Raw genomic sequence first — 24,025 nt, 5'->3', positions numbered from 1 at the left:
GCGGACTCCGAGTGTACGTCAAATCTCGATAAGAGAAAGCCCGTCGGAAGTATTGCCGTTCCCGGCCGGGAATGGATCTTGCTCGTTACGCCGATTGCGTTTCGTGTGTGTTGCGTGATTTCCGGGCATGCGGTGTTCATGGTGACTCTCAACCGCTTGTCAGGTCGGGCGAAACAAGCGCGGGGTTGTCTATTCGCAAGAGTAGAAGAGGATCCGTTGAATTCGAGGTTTGATAAATGAAGCACCGACTCGCGGTCCCCGAGGCCGTAGCTCCCCCGATCCGCTCCGCACCGATGCTGGCGTTGCAGCCCGCCGTGCGGCAGGCGATCGCGTCCATGCACGCCCGCTACTTCGACCCGATCACCCTGACCGAGCTCGCCGCCGAAGTATTCGTGAGCCCGTTCCACTTCTCCCGCATCTTCGCCAAGGCGACCGGGGTGACCCCCGGCCGGTATCTGACCGCCATCCGCCTGTTCGAAGCCAAAAGACTGCTGCTGACCACGGCGTTGACCGTCTCCGACATCGTCTGCAGCGTCGGCTACAGCAGCGTCGGGACCTTCACCAGCCGGTTCACCCGCGCGGTCGGCATGACCCCGACGCAGTACCGCGACCCCGAGGTCGGCAGGCTGCTGGTGGCGCTCGCACCGAACTTCCGCCGGCTGCCCTCACTGGCCCTGCTCCGGAGCCTCGGGAAGAGCTGCGCGTCCGCGACGACCGGCGTCGGCGGGATCGCGGGCCAGGTCGTGATGGCGGACGGCGCGCCGCCCGCCGACGTCCTGGTCGGCGCCTTCTCCGAAGCCATCCCGCAGTGCGGGCCGGTGGCGTTCACCGGGAAGACGAATACCGGGACCACTGAGTTGGAGATCCCCGGCGTTCCCGACGGCGACTGGGTGATCATGGCCGTCGCCGAACACTCGGCGAGCATGGGCGGTACCCGGTTCTCCACCGGCACCGTGGCACATCCCGTGCGCGTGCGGGGCGGTCGTGCCGAGCGGTTCGTGATCGGGATGCGCCCACCGCTGCCGACCGACCCGCCGATCGCCATCACCCTCGCTTCGCCGACGCACCAGGTCGGGCACCGTGCCCATGTCTCCCGCCGTCCGGGCCTGCGGTCCGTCGCCTGAGCAGGGCACACCCGCTCCGAGAAAGAGGATGGAAGTCCCATGCCCAGTCTGCTGGGCGCCTTGCGCAGGCGCCTGTTAGCCCCGTCGCTGGCTTCGGTCGGTTTCGCCGGCCGCGGCTTCCCCGTGGCCGCCACCGCGGCCACCTCGCGGCTCGAAATGGTCCCGCAGTCGGTGGTCTGCGGCTTCGAATGGGGGATCGAGGATCCGCCGCTGTGGGAGGCCGAACGGCGTCTCGACATGGTGGAGCCGATGTTCCGCGGCTTCGCCTACGAGGGCGCGACGATGGCGTACACCCTGCTCGACGTGATGCCGGGACGTCGCCGCGACCGCACCCGGGAGCTGCTGCTGGGACCGGGCCGTGAACACGTCTTCCTGGCCTATATCGGCATCGGCTTCGCGATGGCGCGGCTGCCGAGGCCACTGTGGAAGAAGGTGCTGCCCGACCTCACCGGCGTGCCGTACCACCCGACGATGAGCTGGCTGGCCGTCGACGGCTACGGCTTCGACCGTGCGTACTTCGACACGCGCAAATGGGTGGACGAGCAGCACGTGCCGGAGCCCTATCCATGGGCCGGTGCCCCGGAGTACTTCCAACGCGCGGTGGACCAGGGGCTCGGCCGCGCGCTGTGGTTCATCCACGCCGCCGGTCCCACCGCGGTGGCCGAGGCGGTGAACCGCTTCCCCGAGACGCGGCGCCCGGACCTGTGGAGCGGTGTGGGGCTGGCGGCGACCTTCGCCGGCGGTTGCGACCGCGACGGGCTCGCCGAGCTGCGGCGATCGGCGGGTGAGTACTCCGACGAGCTCGCGCTCGGCGTCGTCTTCGCGATCAAGGCGCGTACGTACGCCTCGTTCGTGCCGCGGCATTCGCGGATCGCCGCGCTGGTGCTGGCCGACCTCGGGCCGGAGCGGGCGGTGAGGATCGCCGACAGCACCGTCGTCGGCGAGGACCACACCGGGCCGGAACCAGCCTACGAGCTCTGGCGGCAGCGGATCCGCGAGCATTTCGGCCCGGCGCAGAAGCGGCTGGCGGGGTGAATTCGCTTTTCGCCCCCATTTCGCAATCGGGGAGAATTCCCGGCGCAACCGTGAAGTAGATGGCGCGCCGCGACCGTGCGAGCCTTTCAAGAGTCATCCAATTCCACCCGATAAAGGGGGCGAGTGCGTTGGGCAGTGGTTTGCGCGCGCTGAGGCGTCGTATCCTGACTCCGGACGTATCGGAGACCTCACTCGACAAAAGGGGTTTCCACAAAAAGAGCCCGGCCGCTCAAGAATTGCTGGAGACGGTGGGGAAGTATTTCCTCACGGGCTACGCGAACGCGGTCGAGGCACGATCGACGACCGAAGCGGCGCAGTGGCTGGACACCATCCCAACGCGTTTCCGCGGCTTCGCCTACGAGGGTGCCGGAATGGGCTACGGCGTGCTCGACGGGCTCCCGTTCGGGAAGCGCGGGCATATCAGCGATTTCCTGGCCGGACCCGGTGACCCGCATATCTACATGGTCTACGTGGGCGTCGGCTGGGGAATGGCGCGGATACCGCGGTTCCGCTGGCCGAAAGCCGAGTCCTTCGACCCGCTGCTGCGGTGGCTGGTCCTCGACGGCTACGGCTTCCACCAGGCCTACTTCCACACCGAGAAGTACATCGAACAGCAGTATCAGGAACCCCGTTTCCCTTGGCCCGCGGGGGATACCGGCTACGCCAACCGCGCGATCGACCAGGGTATCGGCCGGGCGCTGTGGTTCATCGGCGGCACCGACGCCGAGCTCGTGACCAAGCTGGTCCACGACTTCCCGGAATCCCGTCGGCGTGACCTCTACGCCGGTGTCGGCCTGGCCGCGACCTACGCGGGTGGCGGCGAAGCCGACGAACTGCGCTTTCTTCTCGAAAAGGCCGGCGAATACCGCGGGCCACTGGTCCAGGGCAGCGCATTCGCCGCCGAGGCAAGGGTCCGTGCCGGACTCGTAGTGCCGCACAACCATCTCGCCGTGGAAATCCTTTGCGGGCTCACCGTCGAAGAGGCGGCGCGTATTTCCCTCGACGCGCGTCCCGAACGGCCCGTGGACGGCGAACTCCCCGCATTCGAATTGTGGCGGCAGCGTATCGCCACCGATGTCCTGACCCTTGGAGGTGTGGGCAAATGAGCTCGATCTTTCGCTGGCTCCACAAACAGCTGGCCGGAGTCGTGGCGATCGTGCTGGTGGCCGGCCTGTTCGTCGTGGCGCAGGTCCCAACGGTTTCCAATGCCGACCAACAGGCGATGGCGGACAAGTACGCCTTCACCGCGGCCACGATCGCGATGCCCGCGTCCGCGAAACACCAGTCGATCCGCACGGTGAACAAGGACTACGAGCACATCAGCGCGTGGATCTCGTCGGTCGGCGCCGCTGTGGCGATGAACGACCTCGACGGCGACGGCCTGTCCAACGACCTGTGCCTGGTCGACCCGCGGACCGACCAGGTGGTCGTCACCCCGACCCCGGGCGCGGGCGGCGCCCGTTACGCGCCCTTCGCCCTCGAACTCGGTTCGCTGCCGACCCACCAGTACATCGCCCCGATGGGCTGTGTGCCGGGTGACTTCAACGAAGACGGCCGGATGGACCTGATGGTCTACTACTGGGGCCGCACCCCGGTGCTGTTCCTGGCGAAGCCGCAGGCGGTCAAGCTGGAGACGCAGACGTACCTGCCGCAGGAACTGGTCCCCGGCCCGAACTCCGCCAACGGCCGTTACACCGGCCCGGAGTGGAACACCAACGCCGCCACCATCGGCGACTTCGACGGTGACGGGCACCAGGACATCTTCATCGGCAACTACTTCCCCGACGGTCCCGTGCTCGACGACCGCGTCAGCGGTGGCGTCACGATGAACCACTCGATGTCGCACGCCTTCAACGGTGGCGGGAAATACCTCTTCCGCTTCACCGGCGGCGACAAGGGCGCGAACCCCTCGGCGACCTTCGAATGCAAGGAAGACGTCGTCAAGGGCGATGCCGCCACCGGCTGGGCGCTCGCCGCGAGTGCCACCGACATCGACCGCGACGGGCTCCCCGAGCTCTACATCGCCAACGACTTCGGCCCGGACCGCCTGCTGTACAACAAGTCCACGCCGGGCAGGTTCGAATTCGGCGAGGTGAAGGGCGTCCACGGCGCCACCGACCCCAAGTCGAAGGTCGTCGGCAACGACTCCTTCAAGGGCATGGGTGTCGACTTCGCCGACCTCAACCATGACGGCCTCTACGACATGTTCGTCAGCAACATCACCACCTCGTGGGGCATCGAGGAGAGCAACTTCCAGTGGATGAACACCGCCAAGGACAACGCTGAGCTGCGTTCGGACCTGCAGTCGGGCACCGCGCCGTGGGAGGACCGCAGCGCGGAGGCCGGGACGGCGTGGTCCGGCTGGGGCTGGGACGTCAAGATCGCGGACTACAACAACAGCGGTGAGTCGGTGATCACCCAGGCGACCGGCTTCGTCAAGGGTGAGACCAACCGCTGGCCGCAGCTGCAGGAACTGGCGACCTCGAACGACGCGTTGCTGGCCAACCCGTTCTTTTGGCCCAACGCCAGGGAGGGCGACGACATCGGCGGCAACCAGACGCTGCATTTCTTCGCCAAGAGCCCCGACGGCCGCTACGTCGACCTCGCGAAGGAACTCGGTCTCGCCATCCCGGTGCCTACCCGCGGTATCGCGACCGGTGACGCCGACGGCGACGGCAGGCTCGACTTCGCGGTCGCCCGCCAGTGGGACGCCCCGGTGTTCTACAGCAACCAGAGCGAGCAGGCCGGGGCCTTTCTCGGGCTGCGGCTGAGCACCGACTCGCCGACCTCGGCCGGGCCGCTGCGCGCGCCCGGTTCCCCGGCGATCGGCGCCCAGGTCACCGTGACCACCGCTGACGGCCGCAAGTTCACCGACCGGGTCGACGGCAGCAGCGGTCACTCCGGCCGGCGCAGCAACGAAGTCCACATCGGACTCGGTGACGGGGTCGCGAGCCCGGTCCAGGTCCAGCTGCAGTGGCGGGATCGCACCGGCCGGCTCCGGCAGCAGGACCTCCAGCTGAAGCCCGGCTGGCACAGCTTCGAGCTCGGCGCCCAGGCCAAGGAGAAGTGAGGACATGGCACAGCAGAGCGTTCAGCGACACGACCCGAAAGTCATCACGGCACTGCGCCGGTTCGCGATCTCGATCTCGATCTTCAACATCATCGGTTACACCATCCTCGGCTTCGAGCAGCCGTGGACGTGGCCCTTCGTCGCACTGGCCACGGCCTACACCACCGAAATCGTGCTGGAGATCATCGGCGCGCGCGGTGAAGGACGCATACCCCGCTTCCGTGGCAACGGTTTCCGCGGCCTGATGGAGTTCCTGTTCCCGGCGCACATCACCGGGCTGGCGCTCAACATGCTGACCTACGTCAACGACCAGGTACTGGTGATGATGTTCGGCGTGGTGGTCGCGGTCGGTGCCAAGTGGGTGCTCCGCGCCCCGATGCGCGGGCGGATGCGGCATTTCATGAACCCGTCCAACTTCGGCATCACGGTGATCCTGCTGCTGATCCCGTGGGCCAGCATCGCCCCGCCGTACCACTTCACCGAGCACGTGGACACCTGGGTCGGCTGGCTCATCGTGGGGATCATCCTGATCTCCGGGACGATCCTCAACGCCAAGCTGACCGGGCGGATGTGGCTGATCGGGGCGTGGCTCATCACCTTCGCCCTGCAGGCGATCGTCCGAGGCCTGGTCTTCGACACCGCCATCCCCGGCGCGCTGGGCATGATGACCGGTGTGGCGTTCGTGCTCTTCACGAACTACATGGTCACCGACCCCGGCACCACCCCGTCGAAGCCGGCCTCGCAGGTCGCCTTCGGCGCCGGGATCGCCCTGATGTACGGCTTCTTCATGGTCGCCCACATCGCTTACGGGCTCTTCCTCGCCACCGCGACCGTCTGCCTCATCCGAGGTGCTTTCCTGTGGTCGCTGCACTTCGCGAACAAAGCCCGTGAGCAGTTCGAAGCCTCGCAGCGCGAAGCCGAGGTGGCCAAGGTGCCGGTGACGGCGATCTCGTCGCGGCAGGCCGAGACCGACGAAGCGGCCGCGGCATGACCACCGGCCCCGGCCGGACCCGGGCGGCACGCTCCGTGCCGCCCGGGCCCCCGCGCCGGGCGACCTTCGGCCTGCTCAGGAAGCTGTTCACCGATCGGCTCGCGCTCATGACGACGTCGGCGGTCTACGGCGACGTCGTCCGGATCGCGATCGGACCGAAATCGCTGTACCTGGTGAACCATCCCGACCACGCCAAGCACGTCCTGGCCGACAACAGTGCCAACTACCACAAGGGAATCGGCCTGCAAGAGGCTCGCCGCGCTCTCGGGGACGGGCTGCTGACCAGTGACGGCGAGACGTGGCGCGCGCAGCGCAAGACGATCCAGCCGGTGTTCCAGCACAAGCGGATCGCCCAGCAGTCCACTGTGGTCGCGTCCGAAGTGGACGGTCTGGTCGGACGGCTCGGCGCCCGGCACCGCGACGGCCCGGTCGAGATCCTGCACGAGATGACCGGGCTGACCCTCGGTGTGCTCGGCAAGACCCTGCTCGACGCCGAGCTCGGCGGGTTCGATTCGCTCGGGCACTCCTTCGAAGGCGTGCAGGACCAGGCGATGTTCGAAGCCGTGACACTGGGCATGGTCCCCGGCTGGCTGCCGCTGCCCAAGCAACTGCGGTTCCGGGAGTCCCGCGACGACCTGCGCCAGGTCGCCGACGAGCTGGTGACGCGGCGCTCGGCCGACCCGATCGAAGGCGGGGACGACGTGCTGTCCAGGCTGATCACCTCGGCCGCGCAGGACCCCGACCCCGCGGCCGGACGGCGGCGAGTGCGCGACGAACTGATCACCCTGCTGCTCGCCGGGCACGAGACCACGGCGAGCACGCTGGGCTGGGCGTTCCACCTGATCGACGAGCACCCCGAGGTCGCCGGGCGGCTGCACGACGAAGCGACCGAAGTGCTCGGTGACCGGTTGCCGGTCTACGAAGACCTGCACCGGCTGACCTACACCGCGTCCGTGGTGGAGGAGGTCATGCGGCTCTACCCGCCGGTGTGGCTGCTGCCGCGGGTCGCGCAGGCCGACGACGAGATCGCCGGGTTCCACATCCCGGCCGGGTCCGACGTCGTCGTGGTGCCCTACACGCTGCACCGGCACCGCGACTTCTGGGACGACCCCGAGGGGTTCGACCCGGAGCGGTTCGCCGCGAGCGCCGCCGTCCGGCCGCGGTACGCCTACATCCCGTTCGGCGCCGGTCCGCGCTTCTGCGTGGGCAACAGCCTCGGCATGATGGAAGCCGTTTTCGTGCTGGCACAGGTTTCCCGCGAGCTGCGGCTGACCAAGGTCCCCGGTTGCCCGGTGGTCCCCGAGGCGATGCTCTCGCTCCGGGTCCGCGGCGGGCTGCCGATGAACATCCACAAATACTAGCGCGAAAGGAGAACGCCGTGTCCGAACTGGACGAAGCCGGGATCATGACGCTGGAGGCGTTCGCGGACACCATCTTGCCAGGGGAGAAGCGATCACCGGACGACCGGGCGATCGCCGGGGCGGCCCCGGGCCCGGGTGCGGTGGAGGCGGGAGCGCTCGAATTGCTCCACACGCCGGCGACCGGCGTGACCGCGGGACTCGAATATCTGGTGCTGTCACTGGACAACCACGCGAAGGCGCTCGCCACCGAACTCGGCGTCGAGCTCGACGCCGACGTCCCCGCGTTCGTGGCGCTGTCCTTCGACCTCCGCACCGAGCTGGTCACCCGGCTCACGCTGCCCGGCCATCCCGAAAAGGACGGCTGGGTCGCGCTGGCCCTGTTCTGCAACATGGCCTACGACAGCGCCGCGCACCTACACACCGCCGACGCCATCGCCGCCGGGCATCCGGGCCTGCTCGCCATGGGCTGGTCCGCGCCCGGCGAGGACGGGCTCTGGCGGTTCCCGCGCTACTCCTACCGCCGTGAACTCGCAAAGCTCCACCCGGACACGACCCCTTCAGGGAGCCCGGCATGACCATCAACGGCAACGCCGTCGACAGTACCGACGTCCTGATCGTCGGCAGCGGGTTCGGCGGCGCGATCACCGCCTACCACCTCGCCGCGGGCGGGGCGAAAGTCACCGTGCTCGAACGCGGGCCGTGGCTGGAGAGCAACGACTTCGAGCATGACTTCCTGCTCGGTTCCTCCTACACCAGGGTGTTCGACTTCACCGTCGGGGACGGCATGAGCGTGCTCGGCGGCAACTGCGTCGGCGGTGGCAGCGTGGTGTACTTCGCCGCGATGCCCCGCGCGCCGAAGTTCGTCTTCGAGCGCCACGGCGGCATCGGCCGCCGCATGTGGCCATCGGAGATCAGCCGTGACAGCCTGGAGCCTTGGTACGACCGGGTTTCCGAGGCGCTTCCGGTGTCCAAACAGGACTGGAACGACGTGTCCTATCCCGGTGGGCTGTGGGCCGCGGCGTGCAACCATTCCGGCCGCACGGCCAACCCGGCCCCGGTCGCGGTGGACAACACCAAATGCACCAACTGCAACTGGATGATGGCGGGCTGCCGGTTCGACGCCAAGCGCTCGCTGCTGACCAACTACCTGCCCGCCGCGCTGGCGCACGGCGCCGAGATCCGGCCGCTGCACGAGGTCCAGAAGCTGTCGCGTACCGAAGACGGCGGCTACCGCGTGCACTACAACATCATCGACGGCGAGGACTACCGCGAGCACACCGCCGGCGGCACGATCGACGCGAAGATCGTCATCCTCGCCGCCGGCGCCGGGGCGACCCCGGTGATCCTGCAGCGCTCCGAAGCCACCCTCGGCGCCATGCCGCACGGGGTCGGCCGGTACTTCTCCGGCAACGGCGAGCGCCTCAACACCGCGGTGCTCAACGAAGACCGCGTTCGCGAGGTACTCGGGCTCAGCCGCGAGGACGGGAAGGCCTACGAGGCCAACCAGATCGGCAAGGGTCCGACCGTGGCCAACTGGGACCACCTCGACGGCTCGCTGCCGGAGTACGAGCGGTATTCCCTGGAGCAACTGTATTTCCCGCCCGGGCTCGGCACGATCCTCGCGCAGGTCCCCGGCGCGGACGTCCCGGCGTGGTTCGGCGCGGGCAAGAAGGAGATGCTCAAGCAGTGGAAGTCGTGGCTGACCATCTTCCTGATGACCGAGGACGACAACGAAGGCGTCTTCGGCGCCCCGCCGCCCACCGGTAACGCCTACCGTATCTCGCAGCAGATGCTCGGCCGCGGCCCGCTTTCCTACCACCCCACGGAAAACACGAAGCACGGCTGGGCGCTCGCCGACGCCGAGTGCAAGGAGATCATGGAGAAGGACGGTATCGCGAAGGTGGCGCCGTGGACCAACGACGTCGTCGGCGCGTACACCGTGCACCCGTTGTCCTCCTGCCGGATCGGTGACGACGCGGGCACCTCGGCGCTGCACCCGAACCACGAACTGCGCGACCACCCCGGCATTTTCGTCACCGACGGCTCGTCGGTCCCCGGCGCGCTGACGGTGAACCCGGCGATGACCATCGCCGCGCTCGCCGAGCGCGCGGTGCCGGGCATCATCCGGGCCGCGCGGGAGCGGGGCGTCGACGTCACCTACGGCGCTCCGTCGCCCGACGGCGGCACCGCCGGTCGCAAGGGCGTCCTGCATCTTCCGTTGACCGTGGGGAAATAGCGATGACTCCTGCCCCGGTCCGGCTCGCCCTGCGCGGTTCGCTGCGCGACATCCGGTACGTCCACGCCGTCCCGCCGGGCCGGGCCACCGGTGTGGTCAACGCGGTGTACATCCAGCTCGAACGGGACTTCGGCCTGCTCGCCCCACCGGTCGCGCTGCATTCGCCGTCCCCGGCGGTGCTCGCGGCGGTCTGGGCGATGCTGCGGGAGTCGCTGATCGCTTCGGGGCTGGCGAGCCGCGCCGACAAGGAGGTCGTGGCGTCCGCGGTGTCGGTGGCCAACTCCTGCCCGTACTGCGTCGAGGTCCACGGTATGGCCCTCGGTTCGCTCGGGCACGGCGGTACCGCTGACGCGATCAGCGGTGGCGTCCGGGAACGGATCGAGGACCCGGAGACGCGGGCGCTGGCGGCGTGGGCCGCCGGGGTCCCGGGCGGGATCGCGAGGCCGGAACAGGTGCCGGAGCTCGTCGCGGTGTCGGTCGCGTTCCACTATCTCAACCGGGTGGTCAACGTCTTCCTCGGTGCCTCACCGCTGCCGGCCGCGGTGCCGGCGCCGGCGCGGGGCATGGTGCGTTCGGTGCTCGGCCGGTTCCTGCGGCCCGGCGCCGCCGAACCGGGGGCCTCGCTCGGTCTTTTGCCCGAAGCGCAAGGAAATCCGCCCGCCGATCTCAAATGGACGGACGGAAACGAAACCATCGCCGCGGCTTTCGAGCGCGCCGTCGCGGCCGTGGAAGAAGCCGCCAGTAGCGTGGTCTCACCCCGCGTCCGCGAGGTCGTCCTGCGCGAACTGGCGTCCTGGAACGGAGCCTCTCCCGGCTTGAGCCGGTCGTGGGCCGAGCCGCAGGTGGCCGTGCTGCCCGAAACCGAGCGGCCCGCCGCCCGGCTCGCGCTCCTGACCGCGATGGCCGCCTACCAGGTGGACGAGACGGTCGTGGCGGATTTCCGCCGTGGGCAGCCGGAAGAGCACGCCCTGGTGGAACTCGTCGCGTGGGCGAGCCTCACCGCGGCGCGTGTCTTCGGGCAGCGCCTGGCCGGGACCGCCCGCCAGGAGAAGACGCCGGTATCGGTCTCCGGAGATGATCGGAAGACAGGATCGAAGGCTGGGCAAAGCGAGACCGGGACACCCTGACGCGACCGTAACCGGTTCGCTCATCGCCCCGCGCGAGACCACCTCGATCCGTCGTCCGCGGCGGCCACCGGGCCTGAAGATCCCGGCGGCCGTCGCTAGAACTGCCGCGAGAACCACCGCGGAATCCGATCCGCCTGAGCGAGAGGACAGACGTGAACCAGCCACCGGACGTGATCGGCGCGCTGACCGCGGAGGCAGAGGAGTTCGACAGCCTCTTCGCCGGTCTCACCGACGAGCAGTGGGCCCTGCCCACCCCGGCCCCCGGGTGGACCGTCACCCATCAGGTCGGCCACCTCGCGTTCATCTTCCGCATCGCCGGGCTCGCCGCGGCCGACCCCGCGGCCTTCACCGCGATGACGGCGTCACTGACCGGCGGCCTGGACGCCGCGGTCAACAGCGCGCTCGCCGACTACCTCAACGACCCGCCGGAGGCGCTGCTGGCGCGCTGGAGGGCCGAACGCGACGCCGGGATCAAGGCGCTCGCCGCGGTCCCCGCCGACCGGCTGGTGCCGTGGCTCGTCAACCCGCTGCCGCCGGCCGTGCTGGCCTGCGCCGGGATGATGGAGCTCTTCGCGCACGGCCAGGACATCGCCGACACCCTCGGCGTGACCCGCGAGCGCACCGACCGGATCAGGTTCCTCGTCGGTTTCGCCGTGCGGGTCTGGGATTTCGGGTACCAGGCAAGGGGTCTGGCCACCCCGGACGTCGAGTTCAGATTCGAGCTGACCGCGCCTTCGGGTGCATTGTGGACCTTCGGCCCCGAGGACTCCGCGCAGCGGATCACCGGCAGCGCCGCCGACTTCTGCCTGGTGGTCACCCAGCGGCGGCACCGCGACGACCTCGACCTGCGGGCCGAAGGTGCCGAGGCCGACCGCTGGCTGGACCTGGCGCAGGCGTACCGCGGTCCCGCGGGACAGGGACGTGAACCCGGTCAGTTCGGCTGACCCCAGGCGATCGGTGGCCCACCGGGGGATCGGACGCGGGCAAGGAAAAGTGAATGACCCATGGGAGTGCGGTGGCATGAGTGCTGAGCGGATTTCGATTGTCGGTATCGGACTGAGATACCCGGACGCGGTTTCTCCGGGGGAGCTGTGGGAAAACGTGCTGGCGGGGCGGCGGGCGTTCCGCCGGCTGCCCGACGAGCGGATGAACCGCGGCGACTATTACTCGCCGAACCCGAAGGCGCCGGACCGCTTCTACGCGCAGAAGGCCGCGGTGCTCCGGGACTTCGAGTTCGACCGCGTGCGGTACAAGGTCGCGGGCAGCACGTTCCGCGCCACGGACACGACCCACTGGCTCGCGCTCGACGTCGCCGCGCAGGCGCTCGCCGACGCCGGGTTCACCGAAGGGGAGGGCCTACCGAAGGCCACCACCGGGGTGGTGATCGGCAACAGCCTCACCGGTGAGTTCTCCCGCGCGAACATCATGCGGCTGCGCTGGCCGTACGTGCGGCGCACCGTCGCCGCCGCGCTGGCCGGCCGCGGCTGGGCCGAGGACGAGACGGCGACCTTCCTTCGGGACCTGGAGGTCCAGTACAAGGCGCCCTTCCCGGAGATCAACGAGGACTCGCTGGCGGGTGGGCTCGCGAACACCATCGCCGGGCGGATCTGCAACTACTTCGACTTCGCCGGCGGCGGGTTCACCGTGGACGGCGCCTGCTCGTCGTCACTGCTGGCCGTGGTCAACATCGCCAACGCGCTCGCGGCAGGCGACCTCGACGTCGGCATCGCCGGCGGAGTCGACCTGTCCATCGACCCGTTCGAGGTGATCGGGTTCGCCAAGACCGGCGCGCTCGCCACCGGCGAGATGAAGGTCTACGACCGTGGCTCCAACGGTTTCTGGCCGGGCGAGGGCTCCGGCATGCTCGTCCTGATGCGCGAGTCCGACGCGCTGGCGCAGGGCAAGCGGATCTACGCCTCGGTCAGCGGCTGGGGTGTGTCCTCCGACGGCAAGGGCGGCATCACCCGTCCCGAGGCCGCCGGGCACCGGCTCGCGTTGCAGCGCGCCTACGACAGGGCGGGCTACGGCGTCGAAACCGTGTCCTACTTCGAAGGCCACGGCACCGGGACCAAACTGGGCGACGCCACCGAAATCGACGCGTTGTCCGGCGCGCGGCGCGACGCCGACCCGCTCGCCGCGCCCGCGGCGCTGAGCACCATCAAGGGCAACATCGGGCACACCAAGGCAGCGGCGGGGGTCGCCGGGTTGATCAAGGCGGCCCTCGCCGTGCACCACCAGGTGATCCCGCCGGGCACCGGGCACTTCGACCCGCACGAGTCGCTGCTCGGCGACTCCGCGCGGATGTACGTACCCTCGGGTGCCGAGCTGTGGCCACCCGACCGGGGGATCCGCGCCGGGGTCTCGGCGATGGGCTTCGGCGGAATCAACTCGCATGTGGCCCTGGCCGAAGCCCCGGACGTGCACCGCCGCCGCGAACTCGACGGCCGCACCAAGGCACTGGTCACCGGCCGTCAGGACGCCGAGCTGCTGCTGTTCGACGCCGAGGACGGCGCGCGGCTGCGGGAACGGCTGACCGAACTGCTCGCGGTGGTCCCCAAGCTTTCGCTCGCCGAGATCACCGACCTCGCGGGGGCCCTCGCCGGTGAGCTGACCGGCAAGCCGGTCCGTGCCTCCGTCGTCGTCACCACCCCCGAGGACGCCGAGAAGAAGCTGGCCCGGTTGCTCGAACTGCTGGGGGAGCACGAGACTTTCGTCTTCTCCGCCGCGGAAGGCGTGTTCGCCGCCGATCGCACGGCCCCGCCGAAGATCGGCTATCTCTTCCCCGGCCAGGGTTCCGGGCGCGGCGCGGTCGGAGCGATCCGCCGCCGGTTCCCCGCCGCCGAGGACATCTTCGCCGCCGCGCGCCTGCCGATCTCCGGCGACCAGGTCGCCACCGAGGTCGCGCAGCCGCGGATCGTCACCGGCTCGCTCGCCGCGCTGCGGGTGCTGCGGCATCTCGGCATCGAAGCCGGTGTCGCCGCCGGGCACAGCCTGGGCGAGCTGACGGCGTTGCACTGGGGCGGCGCGGTGGACGAGCAGGACCTGGTCCGGCTCGCCACCGTCCGCGGCAAGGTGATGGCCGTCGCGAGTGACGGCGACGGTGCCATGGCCGGGATCGGCGCCTCACCGAGCCGGGCCGAGGAGTTCATCGGCGGCGAGGACGTCGTCATCGCGGGCTACAACGCCCCCGAACAGACCGTGGTCTCCGGACCGGCGGACGCCGTCGACCGGGTCTGCGCCCGGGCCCGCGCCACCGACGTGACCGCCACCCGGCTCAGCGTCTCGCACGCCTTCCACTCCCCGTCGGTCGAACCCGCCGCGGTGGCGCTGACCGAACGGCTCGCGGAATTCGACTTCGCCCGGCTGGACCGGCCGGTGGTCTCCACCGTGACCGGTGACGTCCTGCACGCCGCGGAGGGGCTGCGAGAGCTGCTGCGCGACCAGGTCGTGCTGCCGGTCCGCTTCCGTGAGGCGGCCGCGAAGGTCGCCGAGCGCAGCGACCTGGTGATCGAGGTCGGTCCCGGCCGGGTGCTGGCCGGGCTGTTCGAGGAGATCGCGCCCGGTACCCCGGTGCTGGCCGTCGACACCGACAGCGGCTCGCTGACCTCACTGCTTCGCGTGGCCGCTGCCGCGTTCGCGCTCGGTACGCAGATCGACGTCGCCGCGTTGTTCGCGGACCGCGTGGTGCGGCCCTTCCCGGCAGGCGGCGAGATGACGTTCCTCGCCAGCCCGTGTGAGGCCGCGCCCGCCATCGGCGCCGAACTCACCGAGTCGGCCGCCGAGGAGGCACCGGCCAGTGGGGAGCACCAGGCGGACTCCGGTTCCGAAGGCGGCGGCGACGCCACCCTCGAGCTGCTTCGCAGGCTCGCGTCCGAACGTGTCGAGCTGCCGCTGGAGACCATCTCCGCCGACACCCATCCGCTCGACGACCTGCACCTGAGCTCCATCACGGTGGGGCAGCTGGTCAACGACGTCACCCGGGCACTGGGCCGTCCGGCGCTCGAGGGCATGCCGAACTTCGCGACGGTCTGCCTCGGCGAGCTCGCCGAGATGATCGACGAGCTGGCGGAAACGGCCCGGCCCGGCGAGGCGTCCGCTCCCGGCGAGGTGCCGGGGCTCGCGCCGTGGGTCCGGCCGTTCGCCGTCGAGTACGTCGAGGCGCCCCGGCCGCCCGCGGGTGGCACCGGCGGTTCGCCGAGCGACTGGTCGGTCTACTCGCCAGAAGGGCATCCGCTGGCCGAGCCGCTGCGCACCGCGCTGGCCGCGGCCGGTCTTGGCGACGGCGTGCTGCTCTGCTTGCCGCCGGACTGCGACGAGAGCCATATCCGCCTGTTCCTCGACGCCGGTCGCGCCACCATGGCCGCGGCCAACGGCACGCGGTTCGTCGTGGTGCAGCACGGTCTCGGCGCCTCCGGGCTGGCCAAGACCCTGCGCCTGGAGGACCCGTCGGCGCGGACCACGATCGTCGACCTTGCGAACGTGGCCGACCCCGCCGCGGTCGCCGAGTCCACCGCACTGGTGGTGGCCGAGGTCGCCGCGACCACCGACTTCAGCGAGGCCCGCTACGACGCCGCCGGCGTCCGCACGGTGCCCCGGCTCAAGGCGGTCCCGCCCGCTGACGTCGCTCACACGCCGCTCGACGAGACCGACGTGCTGCTGGTGACCGGCGGCGGCAAGGGCATCACCGCGGAGAGCGCTTTGGCGCTGGCCAAGGACTCCGGGGCGAAACTCGGCCTGCTCGGCCGGAGCGATCCGGCGCAGGACACCGAACTCGCGGAGAACCTGTCCAGAATGGACGCTGCCGGGCTCCGGTACTCCTACGAGCGCGCCGACGTCACCTCGGCCGACGAGGTCCGTGACGCGGTCGCCCGGATCGAGGCCGGCCTCGGCCCGGTCACCGCCGTCCTGCACGGAGCCGGCCGCAACGAGCCCGCCGCGCTGTTCAGCTTGAACGAGCACACCTTCCGGCAGACGGTCGCGCCGAAGATCGGCGGCCTGCGGGCCGTGCTCGCCGCGGTCGACCCGAGCCGGATCAAGCTGCTGGTGACCTTCGGCAGCATCATCGGCCGCGCCGGTCTCCGGGGCGAGGCGCACTACGCCACCGCCAACGACTGGATGAGCGAGCTGACCGTCCGGTTCGGCCGGCAGCACCCGAAGGCGCGGGCGATCGCGCTGGAGTGGTCGGTGTGGTCGGGCGCCGGGATGGGCGAGAAGCTGGGTGTGGTCGGCGCGCTGCTACGCGACGGCATCACCCCGATTCCCACCGAGACCGGGATTTCCGTGCTGCGGCAGGTGGTCGGGGACCCGACGGCGCCTTCGGTGCTGGTCGTCTGCGGCCGCACCGGTGGCCTGCCGACGCTGCCGGTCGAGCGGCGCGAACTGCCGCTGACCCGGTTCGTCGACCGCGTCGTCGTGCACTACCCGGGGATCGAGCTCATCACCGAGGCCGATCTCTCCGCGGGCAGTGACCCGTACCTGGCCGACCACCTGCTCGACGGCGACCTGCTGTTCCCCGCGGTGCTCGGCATGGAGGCGATGACCCAGGTCGCTTCCGCCGTGCTGGGCCGCACCGGGGTACCGCTCCTCGAAGACGTCCGCTTCCTGCGCCCGATCGTGGTGCCGCTCAACGGTTCCACCACGATCCGCCTGGTGGCGCTCGCCCGGGACGCGGGCACCGTCGACGTCGTGCTTCGCAGCGGGGAGACCGGCTTCAGCGCCGACCACTTCCGGGCGAGGTTGCGACTGCCCCGGCCGGACGTGCCCGGCGAGTCCGCGCCCGGCGCGGCCGTGCTGCCGCTGGTGCCGGTCGACCCGATCTCCGAGCTCTACGGCGCGGTCCTGTTCCAGGGCAAGCGGTTCCAGCGCGTCACGGCGTACCGCAGGGCGAGCGCGAGGCAGGCGGTGGCGGAGATCGCGACCACCGCGGAGGTGTCGTGGTTCGCGCCGTTCCTGCCGCAGGAACGGCTGCTCGCCGATCCCGGCACCCGCGACGCGATGATGCACGCCATCCAGTGCTGTATCCCCGACGCGACGTTGCTGCCGCAGGGGATCGAGAAGCTCTATCTGGCCGAACCGTCCGATCAGGACACCGACTTCGTGGTGCTCGACGCTCGCGAACGCTCGCAGGACGGGGACACCTACGTCTACGACCTCGACGTCCGCGATCCCTCGGGCAAGCTGGTCGAACGCTGGGAAGGGCTGAGCCTGCGCGCGGTCCGCAAACGGGACGGCGCGGGCCCGTGGGTCCCGTCGATGCTCGGCTCCTACCTGGAACGCTCGTGTGAGCGGGTGCTCGGTGGCAGCCGCGCCGTCGTGGTCGAGCCGGACCCGGTGGACGGCACCGTCGCCACCACCGCCGAACGCCGCGTCCAGACCGAACTCGCGGCGAGCCGCGCGGTCGGCGCACCACTGCGGGTGCGTTACCGCCCGGACGGTAAACCGGAGGCGGAAGGCGTCGAAGTGTCGGCGTCGCACAGCGCCGGGCTGACGCTCGTGGTCGCCGGTGGGGGAAGCCTCACCTGCGACGTGGAGACGGCGGTGCACCGCAGCGAAGAGGACTGGGCCGGGCTCATCGGCGAAGACCTCCTCGCGGTCGGCGGCCTGCTCGCAGCGGAGACCGGGGAATCGGCCGCGATCGCGAACACCCGGATCTGGTCGGCGCTGGAATGTGTGCGCAAGACCGGCGCCATGACCCAGGCCCTCACCGTCGGCCGGGTCGACCCCGACGGATGGGCGCTGCTCTCGAGCGGCGAGGCCCGGATCGCCACCTGGACGACCACGGTCAACGACCGGCCGGATCCCGTGGTGTTCGCCGTGCTCCAAGGAGAGGAGAGCTGACATGACGGGCTACTACGAGATCCGGCACATCATCGGATTCGAAGAGACCAACCTCGTCGGCAATGTCTACTACGTGAACTACCTGCGCTGGCAGGGGCGGTGCCGCGAGATGTTCCTCATGGAGAAGGCACCGACCGTGCTGGAGGAGGTGCGCAAGGACCTGAAGCTGTTCACCCTCAAGGTGGACTGCGAGTTCTTCGCCGAGATCACCGCCTTCGACCGGCTGTCGATCCGGATGCGGCTGGAAGAGCTGACGCAGACCCAGATCGAGTTCGCCTTCGACTACGTCCACCTCACCGAGGAGGGGGAGCGGCTCGTCGCCCGCGGACGGCAGCGGATCGCCTGTATGCGCGGGCCCAACACGGCGACAGTCCCCACTCGCGTGCCCGAGCAGTTGCGCGAGGCGCTGGCGCCCTACAGCGGCAACGCCGTTCCGGCCACCACGCCGGGAGCATGACATGGAGCCACCCGAACGCCCGGTCTTGAAACGGCTCCCCGCCCCGTCGGCGCGGCGGCTGTCCGAACAGGGCGGCCTGCGTGAGGTGATGGCGAGGTTCGCCACCGGCATCACGGTGCTCACCGCCGGCGGTGAACAGGGCCACGGAATGACGGCCAACGCGTTCAGTTCCGTGTCGCTCGACCCGCCGATGGTGCTGTGCTGCGTTTCCCGCGCGGCACGGATGCATTCGGCGATCGTGGCGGCCGGGTCGTTCGGGGTGTCGATCCTCGGCGCCGAGCAGAACGAGCTGGCGCGCTACTTCGCCGACTGGCGGCGCCCCGGCGGGCTCGCGCAGTTCGACGAGGTCGACTGGTCCGCGGGACCGCAGACGGGAGCGCCCCTGCTCGACGGCGCGCTCGCCTGGCTGGAGTGCCGGCTCGCGCATTCCTACGAAGGCGGTGACCACTCCATCTTCGTCGGTGAGGTGGTGACGGCCGACCGCGGGCAGGTTCAGGACGCGCTGGTGTTCTACGGCGGCGGCTACCACCAGGTCGGGCCCCGGGCCAGGGCGACCGCCTAGGCCGTGTCCTGTAAGGACTCGAGCTCTCGAAGAGGAGGCGTGATGATCGTGTGCGTGACCGGGGGCACCGGGTTCGTCGGTGCCCATTCGGCCGCCGAGATCGTCCGGCGCGGACACCGGGTCAGGCTGCTGGCCCGGGACCGCGCGCGGGTGGCCCGGGCACTGGACCCGCTGGGCGTGGACCCGGCCGCGGTCGATGTCGTCGTCGGTGACGTCACCGACCCGGGGGTAGTCGCCGAGGCCGTGCGCTCTTCCCGTCGGCGGCGGGCACGATCGGGCCGTGGTCGCCGGTCGGGAGGCCACGCGAAGCCTACCTGGCGAGCAAGGCCGCGGCCGACGAGATCGCCCGGCGGCACCAGGACGAAGGCGCGCCGGTGCTGATCTCGTACCCGCCCGCGTTGCTCGGCCCGCACGACCCGCATCTCGGCGACCAGAACGCGCGGCTGCGCGACCTGGTGCGCGGGCTGATGCCGATCTGGCCCCGCGGCGGACTTCCGCTCGGCGACGTCCGCGACACCGCCGCGCTGCACGCCGACCTGGTGACAGGGGATTCGTTCCAGGGAAACAGGTTCTTCGGTCCCGGCACCTTTATGTCCACAAAGGACTACGCGGGCACCGTGCGGGCGGCCACCGGGCGAGCGTTGCCCGTGGTGTTCCTGCCCGCGCGCGCGATGTTCCCGATCGGTCACCTCGCTGATCTCGCGCAGCGGGTGTGGCACTGGCACATCCCGGCGGAGTACGGCGCCCTGTACGTCTGCGCCGTCGCGGTGCCCGTGGCCGCCGGAGCGGTCACCGCGCCGTCGCGTCCGTTCGACGAAACGGTGCGCGACACCTTGCGCTGGCTGCACGAAACCGGGCGGCTGCGTTCGCCCGTCACCACCCCAGAATTCCGCGCAGCAACCGGAAAGGTACTCCCATGACCACCGAAAATCCCGTCGTCGTCGCCACCACCCCGCCCGAGACCGTCGTGGCAGAGCCGGTCGCCCGCCCGAACCAGGCGGGCGTGCCCCGCCTCGCGCACGGGCTGGTCTGGAGCGAAGTGGTGGCCGAGATGGAGCGCGACCATGAGCGCGAGCAGCTCCGGCGGGCGGCGTGAGCGACGGGGCGGGCTACGCCTTCGGCCCGCCGCCCGGCGAGGGACACCGCGGCGGACATCGCCGGGCCACCCGGCTCGGCGAGCGCCGGGTCATCCAGCTGGTGCCCCGCCGAAGACCATGTGGACGCTTCGCGAGCAGCGCGAAGAGCTGCGGGCGAACGTCGTCGGCGGCAACCCTGCCGCGGCCGATCCGGCGCAGTTGCGGGCGATACGGGTCGCGGAATACACAGAGGAGTTCATGCACGCCTAGTGTTCTGAGTCTGGAATCCTGTTCAAATACGTGGCGAGCCGCTCGAGGATGTCGTCAGCGGTTTTGGTCCAGACGTAGGGCTTGGGGTCGTTGTTCCAGGTGGTGATCCACTGACGAATGTCGTTTTCCAGAGCCTGGACAGAGGTGTGGACCCCGCGGCGTGTTTGTTGGTCAGCTCCGCGAACCAGCGTTCGACCAGGTTCAGCCAGGACGAACCGGTCGGCGTGAAGTGCAGAGTGAACCGGGGATGAGCCAGCAGCCACGTCTTGATCGCCGGGGTCTTGTGTGTGGCGTAGTTGTCACAGATCAGATGAATGGCCAGCCCTGAAGGAACTTCCTTGTCCAGCTTGATCAGGAATCGTCTGAATTCTTCAGCTCGATGCCGTCGATGCAGCGATCCGATCACGTGGCCAGTAGCGACATTGAGCGCAGCAAACAAGGTTGTGGTGCCGTGCCGCACATAGTCGGCGGTCTGGCGCCGCGGAACGCCGGGCATCATCGGCAGCACAGGCTGGGACCGGTCCAACCACCGCATGCCAAGAAGAACCAACCTGCGCGGCAACGTCCTTATTGGACAGACCCTCCGCACACGCCAGAATGATCCGACACCGCAACGCCCACGCCTGCGGTGTCGAACCCCGACGCACCCACTCCTGCAACGCCGGCCGCTCCTCAGTCGACAGCACCAACGCGGCCTTCGGCCGACCCGTCCTCGCCATCACCACATCGTACATATGAACGGAACTCAAGACTCAGAACACTAGGTCGTGTCCTGTAAGTCTCGCTCGCGGTCTTCGCGCCCAGGCGGCCCTGGCGGTACGGGGTTCCAGTACGAGGCCGAATTCCCCGCACCGCCAGGAACCACCTGGATCACGAAGCCCATCGACCGGACTTACAGGACACGACTTAGTACGCGGCCGAGCGGCCGGTGGACCGACCGTGTATGGCGGCCGGAGACCTCATGGCGGTCTCCGGCCTGCGCCCCTGACGTCGTCCGTCCACAAAGGACAAGGTCAGGCCGCTTCCTGCTCGGGCTCGGCACGGCTCATGTCGTCCGTGGCCGCCGCGCCGAACAGGATCTCGAGATCCCCCTCGTTGTCGGAGAAGATTTCATACGGGTCAAGGTATTCGGTCATGCGCACTCCCCGGAATGGTCGGCCGGTTCAAGGGTTTCCTCCTCCAGGGCACATCAGGGGGGCCCGGCGGGCAACTCATTTCTTGCTCGCCGAGGCCGAAGAGCAGTTATGTCAAGCAAGGTCGGAGAAGACCGGCAACCCTTCGTCGGCACACAATGGAAAGTGCTGCCGGAATCCGCCCACGGCCGAGGAGGCACTTCGATGGCAATGCGCCTCCGGCTCACTTCGGGCCTGCCCGTTCTCGAGAACTGGTCCGAGGAAGCCTGCCAGGCAGACCGGAACGCCTTGTACCGTGCCCTGTTCGCGGTGGCCGACGGCTCGGCGTTCCTCATCTACGACGTCTTCTCGGACGCCGGTCGTGCCCAGCGATTCGTTTTCCAGGTGAAACAGGGTTTGATGGTGAAGGTAGGGCTGCATCGCGAGGAGTCCTTCGGGATCCTCGACATCAGCACGGGTGAAGATGAACAGTGAGGGAAGGAACCCCACGATGTCCTACCTGAAGTCCCTGCCCGCCGACGCGGCGCTGCTCCAGGTCTTCCAGGCCTATCCCGACACCGCGCGGTCCCTGCTGGACTTCCACGAGCAGGTGCTGCGTGGCCCGTCGTCGTTCACCGAGGGCGAGCGTGAACTGTTCGCCGCCTACGTGTCCGGGATCAACGGGTGCGCGTACTGTCACGGCGTGCACACCGTGACCGCCGAGGCGTTCGGCCTGCCCGAAGGCGTGGTGGCCGCGACGCTGGCCGACCTGGACACCGCGCCGATCGACGACCGGCTCAAGCCCGTGCTGCGCTACCTCGGAAAGCTGACCCGGACCCCGGCCCAGCTGACCGAGGCCGACGCCGAGGCAGTCTTCGCCGCTGGGTGGGACGAAAAGGCGCTGCACGACGCGGTGCTCGTGTGCGCGATGTTCAACTTCATGAACCGGATGGTCGAAGGGCTCGGCATCCGCGCCGACGCGCAGTACGCCGTCGAATCGGGACAGCGTCTGCACGACGGCGGTTACGCCGGGCTCGTCACGCTGCTTGGCGCCACCGGGTAACCGTTTTCCTGTGATCAGCCCTTTTCCTTGAGTTCCCTGGCGTACTTCTCGGTCATATGCGCCACGGCTTCGTGCTGGGTCCGCGCATGCGCTTCGCGAGTCTCCGTCGCGCGCGCCTTCGCGTCCGATGTGGACTGTGCGTGCGTGCGGACCGAGCCCTGGAAATGCGGCATGACGTGCTGGGCGATCAGTTCGTACGAACGCCTTGTCGCCTCCGGGTTCGCCCACTCGTGCGCCAGCAGAAGCATCGCGCCGAAGCCGCCCGACTGGTCGGCGAGCCGCTGGACCTGTGCGCGGGCGTCGTCGGGGGTGCCGATGGCGCCGATCCCGGCCTCGTTGATGAAGTCGATCATCTCCTTGAGGTTCCCGCCCTCTACCGCCATCTGCGGGAACGCCGCGACCTTCTGGAAGTACCGGAACCACGGCACGATCCCGTGTTCGACGTCGCGATAGGCCTGTTCGCGGGTCTCGGCGATGTGCATCAGCCCGACGAGCCGCCACCCGGCGCGATCCGGTGCCGGCTGCCCGTAGTGCGCGGCCCGTTCCTCGACCACGCTCCAGTGGTGCGCGAGCGCGTCGAACCCGTCCTGCGTCAGCGTGGCACCGATGGACAGCAGCCCCGCGCCGAACCGCCCGGCTAGGCGCGGTCCGGTCGGGGACGCGACCGCGGCGACGGCGATGTCGAAGCACGGCTCGGTGTAGGGCCGGAGCTGAAGCCTGGCCTCGACGAGGTTGTGCGTCCGCGTCTGTTCCGTCACGACCTCGCCCGCCAGCAGCCGGGTGATGATGTCGAGGTTCACCTCCAGCAGCTCGCGGGTGTCGGTCGGGTTCAGGCCGATCATCGCCGAGTCGGTGGGCAGCGAACCGGGGCCGACGCCGAGCATGGTGCGGCCCCGGGTGAGATGGTCGAGCAGCACCATCCGATCGGCCACCCACAGCGGGTTGTGATAGCTCACGGAGGTGACGCCGGTGCCGAGTTTGATGCGTTTCGTCCGCTCCGCGGCGGCGGCCATGAAGATCTCCGGCGACGCGATGATCTCGCTGCCCGCCGAGTGGTGCTCGCCGATCCACGCTTCGTCGTACCCGAGGTCGTCCAGATGCTCGACCAGTCGCAGGTCCCGTTGCAGCGCCAAGGTCGGGTTCTCACCCGCCGGATGGAAGGGCGCCAGGAACGTCCCGAACCGCAACCTGCTCATCGCCTACTCCTTTGCTGGCCGACATGGCTTTCGCAGGCTAACCCGGGAGCTAAGCCACTTCCAGTGCCAACTCCAGCTGGTGCCCGGAGTTGTGCGCCTCCACCGAACGGGCACCGGGGGAACGGAGACAGCGTCGGCAGGTGACCGGCTGGGACGTGGGATGCAGATCCTCGACCGCCCAGCCGGACACGCCGACATGGCAGGCCGGGGCGGGCAGATCCACCCCCGCCATCCACCGGGACGGCGCGACGGCGTGCACCACCGTCGAGCGCCGGATCGTCAGGTTCCGGCCCCGGAACTGGTTCTCCGCCCGCCGCGCGACCGCCGACAACATGCTGGTCAGCGGGTCCAGCGGCTGCTCACTACGTGCTGCGGTCATACCCCCAGTCTCCCCCTCAGGTACGACACTTTCGCGCCCCATACCCTCGCCATCTGTCGACAGCAATGCCACTGACTTAAGCTGCCCGAGGTGTCAGCCGGATGTTCGGTGGGTCCGCGTACCTTGCTT

General features: G+C 69.5%; 22 protein-coding genes and 1 pseudogene. 19 read left to right on the top strand and 4 right to left on the bottom strand.

What is annotated here, in order from left to right; translation table 11 throughout:
* Nucleotides 1-236: 236 nt before the first annotated feature.
* The 17 genes from VGP60_RS33040 (at nt 237) to VGP60_RS32960 (ending at nt 20,146) form a co-directional block, all read left to right on the top strand.
* The gene (locus tag VGP60_RS33040) at nt 237-1,124 is read left to right on the top strand and encodes an AraC family transcriptional regulator (protein WP_327552092.1); all 888 of its coding nucleotides are present in this window, start codon (nt 237-239) and stop codon (nt 1,122-1,124) included.
* 39 nt (nt 1,125-1,163) lie between these two features.
* Nucleotides 1,164-2,159, top strand: coding sequence for a DUF1702 family protein (locus VGP60_RS33035; protein ID WP_327552091.1), 996 nt, complete (start codon nt 1,164-1,166; stop codon nt 2,157-2,159).
* A gap of 128 nt (nt 2,160-2,287) precedes the next feature.
* Entirely contained in the window at nt 2,288-3,265 is a 978-nt protein-coding gene (locus VGP60_RS33030; RefSeq protein WP_327552090.1) for a DUF1702 family protein, read from the top strand.
* The gene (locus VGP60_RS33025; protein ID WP_327552089.1) at nt 3,262-5,229 is read left to right on the top strand and encodes a CRTAC1 family protein; all 1,968 of its coding nucleotides are present in this window, start codon (nt 3,262-3,264) and stop codon (nt 5,227-5,229) included. Before VGP60_RS33030 ends, VGP60_RS33025 begins: the two co-directional genes overlap by 4 nt.
* 4 nt (nt 5,230-5,233) lie before the next feature.
* Entirely contained in the window at nt 5,234-6,220 is a 987-nt protein-coding gene (locus tag VGP60_RS33020) for an enediyne biosynthesis protein (RefSeq protein ID WP_327552088.1), read from the top strand.
* A complete protein-coding gene (locus VGP60_RS33015) occupies nt 6,217-7,581 on the top strand; it encodes a cytochrome P450 (protein ID WP_327552087.1) in 1,365 nt (454 codons plus the stop codon). Before VGP60_RS33020 ends, VGP60_RS33015 begins: the two co-directional genes overlap by 4 nt.
* Before the next feature lie 44 nt (nt 7,582-7,625).
* Nucleotides 7,626-8,156, top strand: a complete 531-nt coding sequence (locus tag VGP60_RS33010) for a DUF5987 family protein (RefSeq protein ID WP_414640442.1) — start codon at nt 7,626-7,628, stop codon at nt 8,154-8,156.
* On the top strand, nt 8,153-9,817 hold the full coding sequence (locus tag VGP60_RS33005; protein ID WP_327552085.1) for a GMC family oxidoreductase: 1,665 nt from the start codon (nt 8,153-8,155) through the stop codon (nt 9,815-9,817). Before VGP60_RS33010 ends, VGP60_RS33005 begins: the two co-directional genes overlap by 4 nt.
* Before the next feature lie 2 nt (nt 9,818-9,819).
* A complete protein-coding gene (locus VGP60_RS33000) occupies nt 9,820-10,944 on the top strand; it encodes a carboxymuconolactone decarboxylase family protein (protein ID WP_327552084.1) in 1,125 nt (374 codons plus the stop codon).
* 152 nt (nt 10,945-11,096) lie between these two features.
* Entirely contained in the window at nt 11,097-11,888 is a 792-nt protein-coding gene (locus VGP60_RS32995; protein ID WP_327552083.1) for a TIGR03084 family metal-binding protein, read from the top strand.
* Between the two features lie 76 nt (nt 11,889-11,964).
* Complete coding sequence (locus tag VGP60_RS32990) at nt 11,965-17,781, top strand: type I polyketide synthase (protein WP_327552082.1); 5,817 nt, start codon at nt 11,965-11,967, stop codon at nt 17,779-17,781.
* A 1-nt stretch (nt 17,782) separates the two neighbouring features.
* Entirely contained in the window at nt 17,783-18,238 is a 456-nt protein-coding gene (locus tag VGP60_RS32985) for an acyl-CoA thioesterase (RefSeq protein ID WP_327552081.1), read from the top strand.
* Nucleotide 18,239: 1 nt separating this feature from the next.
* A complete protein-coding gene (locus VGP60_RS32980; RefSeq protein WP_327552080.1) occupies nt 18,240-18,800 on the top strand; it encodes a flavin reductase family protein in 561 nt (186 codons plus the stop codon).
* A gap of 42 nt (nt 18,801-18,842) precedes the next feature.
* Nucleotides 18,843-19,181 carry an NAD-dependent epimerase/dehydratase family protein gene (locus tag VGP60_RS32975; RefSeq protein WP_327552079.1) on the top strand — a complete coding sequence of 113 codons (339 nt, stop codon included), beginning with the start codon at nt 18,843-18,845 and terminating at the stop codon, nt 19,179-19,181.
* Complete coding sequence (locus VGP60_RS32970; RefSeq protein ID WP_327552078.1) at nt 19,175-19,720, top strand: hypothetical protein; 546 nt, start codon at nt 19,175-19,177, stop codon at nt 19,718-19,720. Before VGP60_RS32975 ends, VGP60_RS32970 begins: the two co-directional genes overlap by 7 nt.
* A complete protein-coding gene (locus VGP60_RS32965) occupies nt 19,717-19,896 on the top strand; it encodes a DUF6222 family protein (RefSeq protein WP_327552077.1) in 180 nt (59 codons plus the stop codon). The genes VGP60_RS32970 and VGP60_RS32965 overlap by 4 nt, the downstream gene beginning before the upstream one ends.
* Complete coding sequence (locus tag VGP60_RS32960) at nt 19,865-20,146, top strand: hypothetical protein (protein ID WP_327552076.1); 282 nt, start codon at nt 19,865-19,867, stop codon at nt 20,144-20,146. Before VGP60_RS32965 ends, VGP60_RS32960 begins: the two co-directional genes overlap by 32 nt.
* Here the strand turns inward: VGP60_RS32960 and VGP60_RS32955 are convergent.
* Nucleotides 20,143-20,672 (bottom strand): annotated as a pseudogene (locus VGP60_RS32955) (IS630 family transposase); the annotation flags it as partial. The gene VGP60_RS32960 and the pseudogene VGP60_RS32955 overlap by 4 nt on opposite strands.
* Nucleotides 20,673-21,159: 487 nt before the next feature.
* Nucleotides 21,160-21,282 carry a hypothetical protein gene (locus VGP60_RS32950; RefSeq protein WP_327552075.1) on the bottom strand — a complete coding sequence of 41 codons (123 nt, stop codon included), beginning with the start codon at nt 21,280-21,282 and terminating at the stop codon, nt 21,160-21,162.
* A gap of 201 nt (nt 21,283-21,483) precedes the next feature.
* On the opposite strand from VGP60_RS32950, the gene VGP60_RS32945 reads away from it, so the two are divergent.
* Together VGP60_RS32945 and VGP60_RS32940 are read left to right on the top strand one after the other, a co-directional pair.
* Nucleotides 21,484-21,753, top strand: a complete 270-nt coding sequence (locus VGP60_RS32945; protein WP_327552074.1) for a DUF6235 family protein — start codon at nt 21,484-21,486, stop codon at nt 21,751-21,753.
* Between the two features lie 16 nt (nt 21,754-21,769).
* A complete protein-coding gene (locus tag VGP60_RS32940) occupies nt 21,770-22,321 on the top strand; it encodes a peroxidase-related enzyme (protein WP_327552073.1) in 552 nt (183 codons plus the stop codon).
* 14 nt (nt 22,322-22,335) lie between these two features.
* On the opposite strand, the gene VGP60_RS32935 is transcribed toward VGP60_RS32940, so the two are convergent.
* Together VGP60_RS32935 and VGP60_RS32930 are read right to left on the bottom strand one after the other, a co-directional pair.
* Nucleotides 22,336-23,517, bottom strand: a complete 1,182-nt coding sequence (locus VGP60_RS32935) for an LLM class flavin-dependent oxidoreductase (protein WP_327552072.1) — start codon at nt 23,515-23,517, stop codon at nt 22,336-22,338.
* A gap of 49 nt (nt 23,518-23,566) precedes the next feature.
* Nucleotides 23,567-23,896: a hypothetical protein gene (locus VGP60_RS32930; RefSeq protein WP_327552071.1), complete on the bottom strand. Its 330-nt coding sequence runs from the start codon at nt 23,894-23,896 to the stop codon at nt 23,567-23,569.
* Nucleotides 23,897-24,025 lie beyond the last annotated feature (129 nt).

Origin of the sequence: Amycolatopsis sp. (assembly GCF_036008905.1) — a bacterium.
Lineage (GTDB): Bacteria > Actinomycetota > Actinomycetes > Mycobacteriales > Pseudonocardiaceae > Amycolatopsis.
Note: the sequence above shows the minus strand (reverse complement) of the source record. Positions and strands in the feature narration are given on the sequence as shown.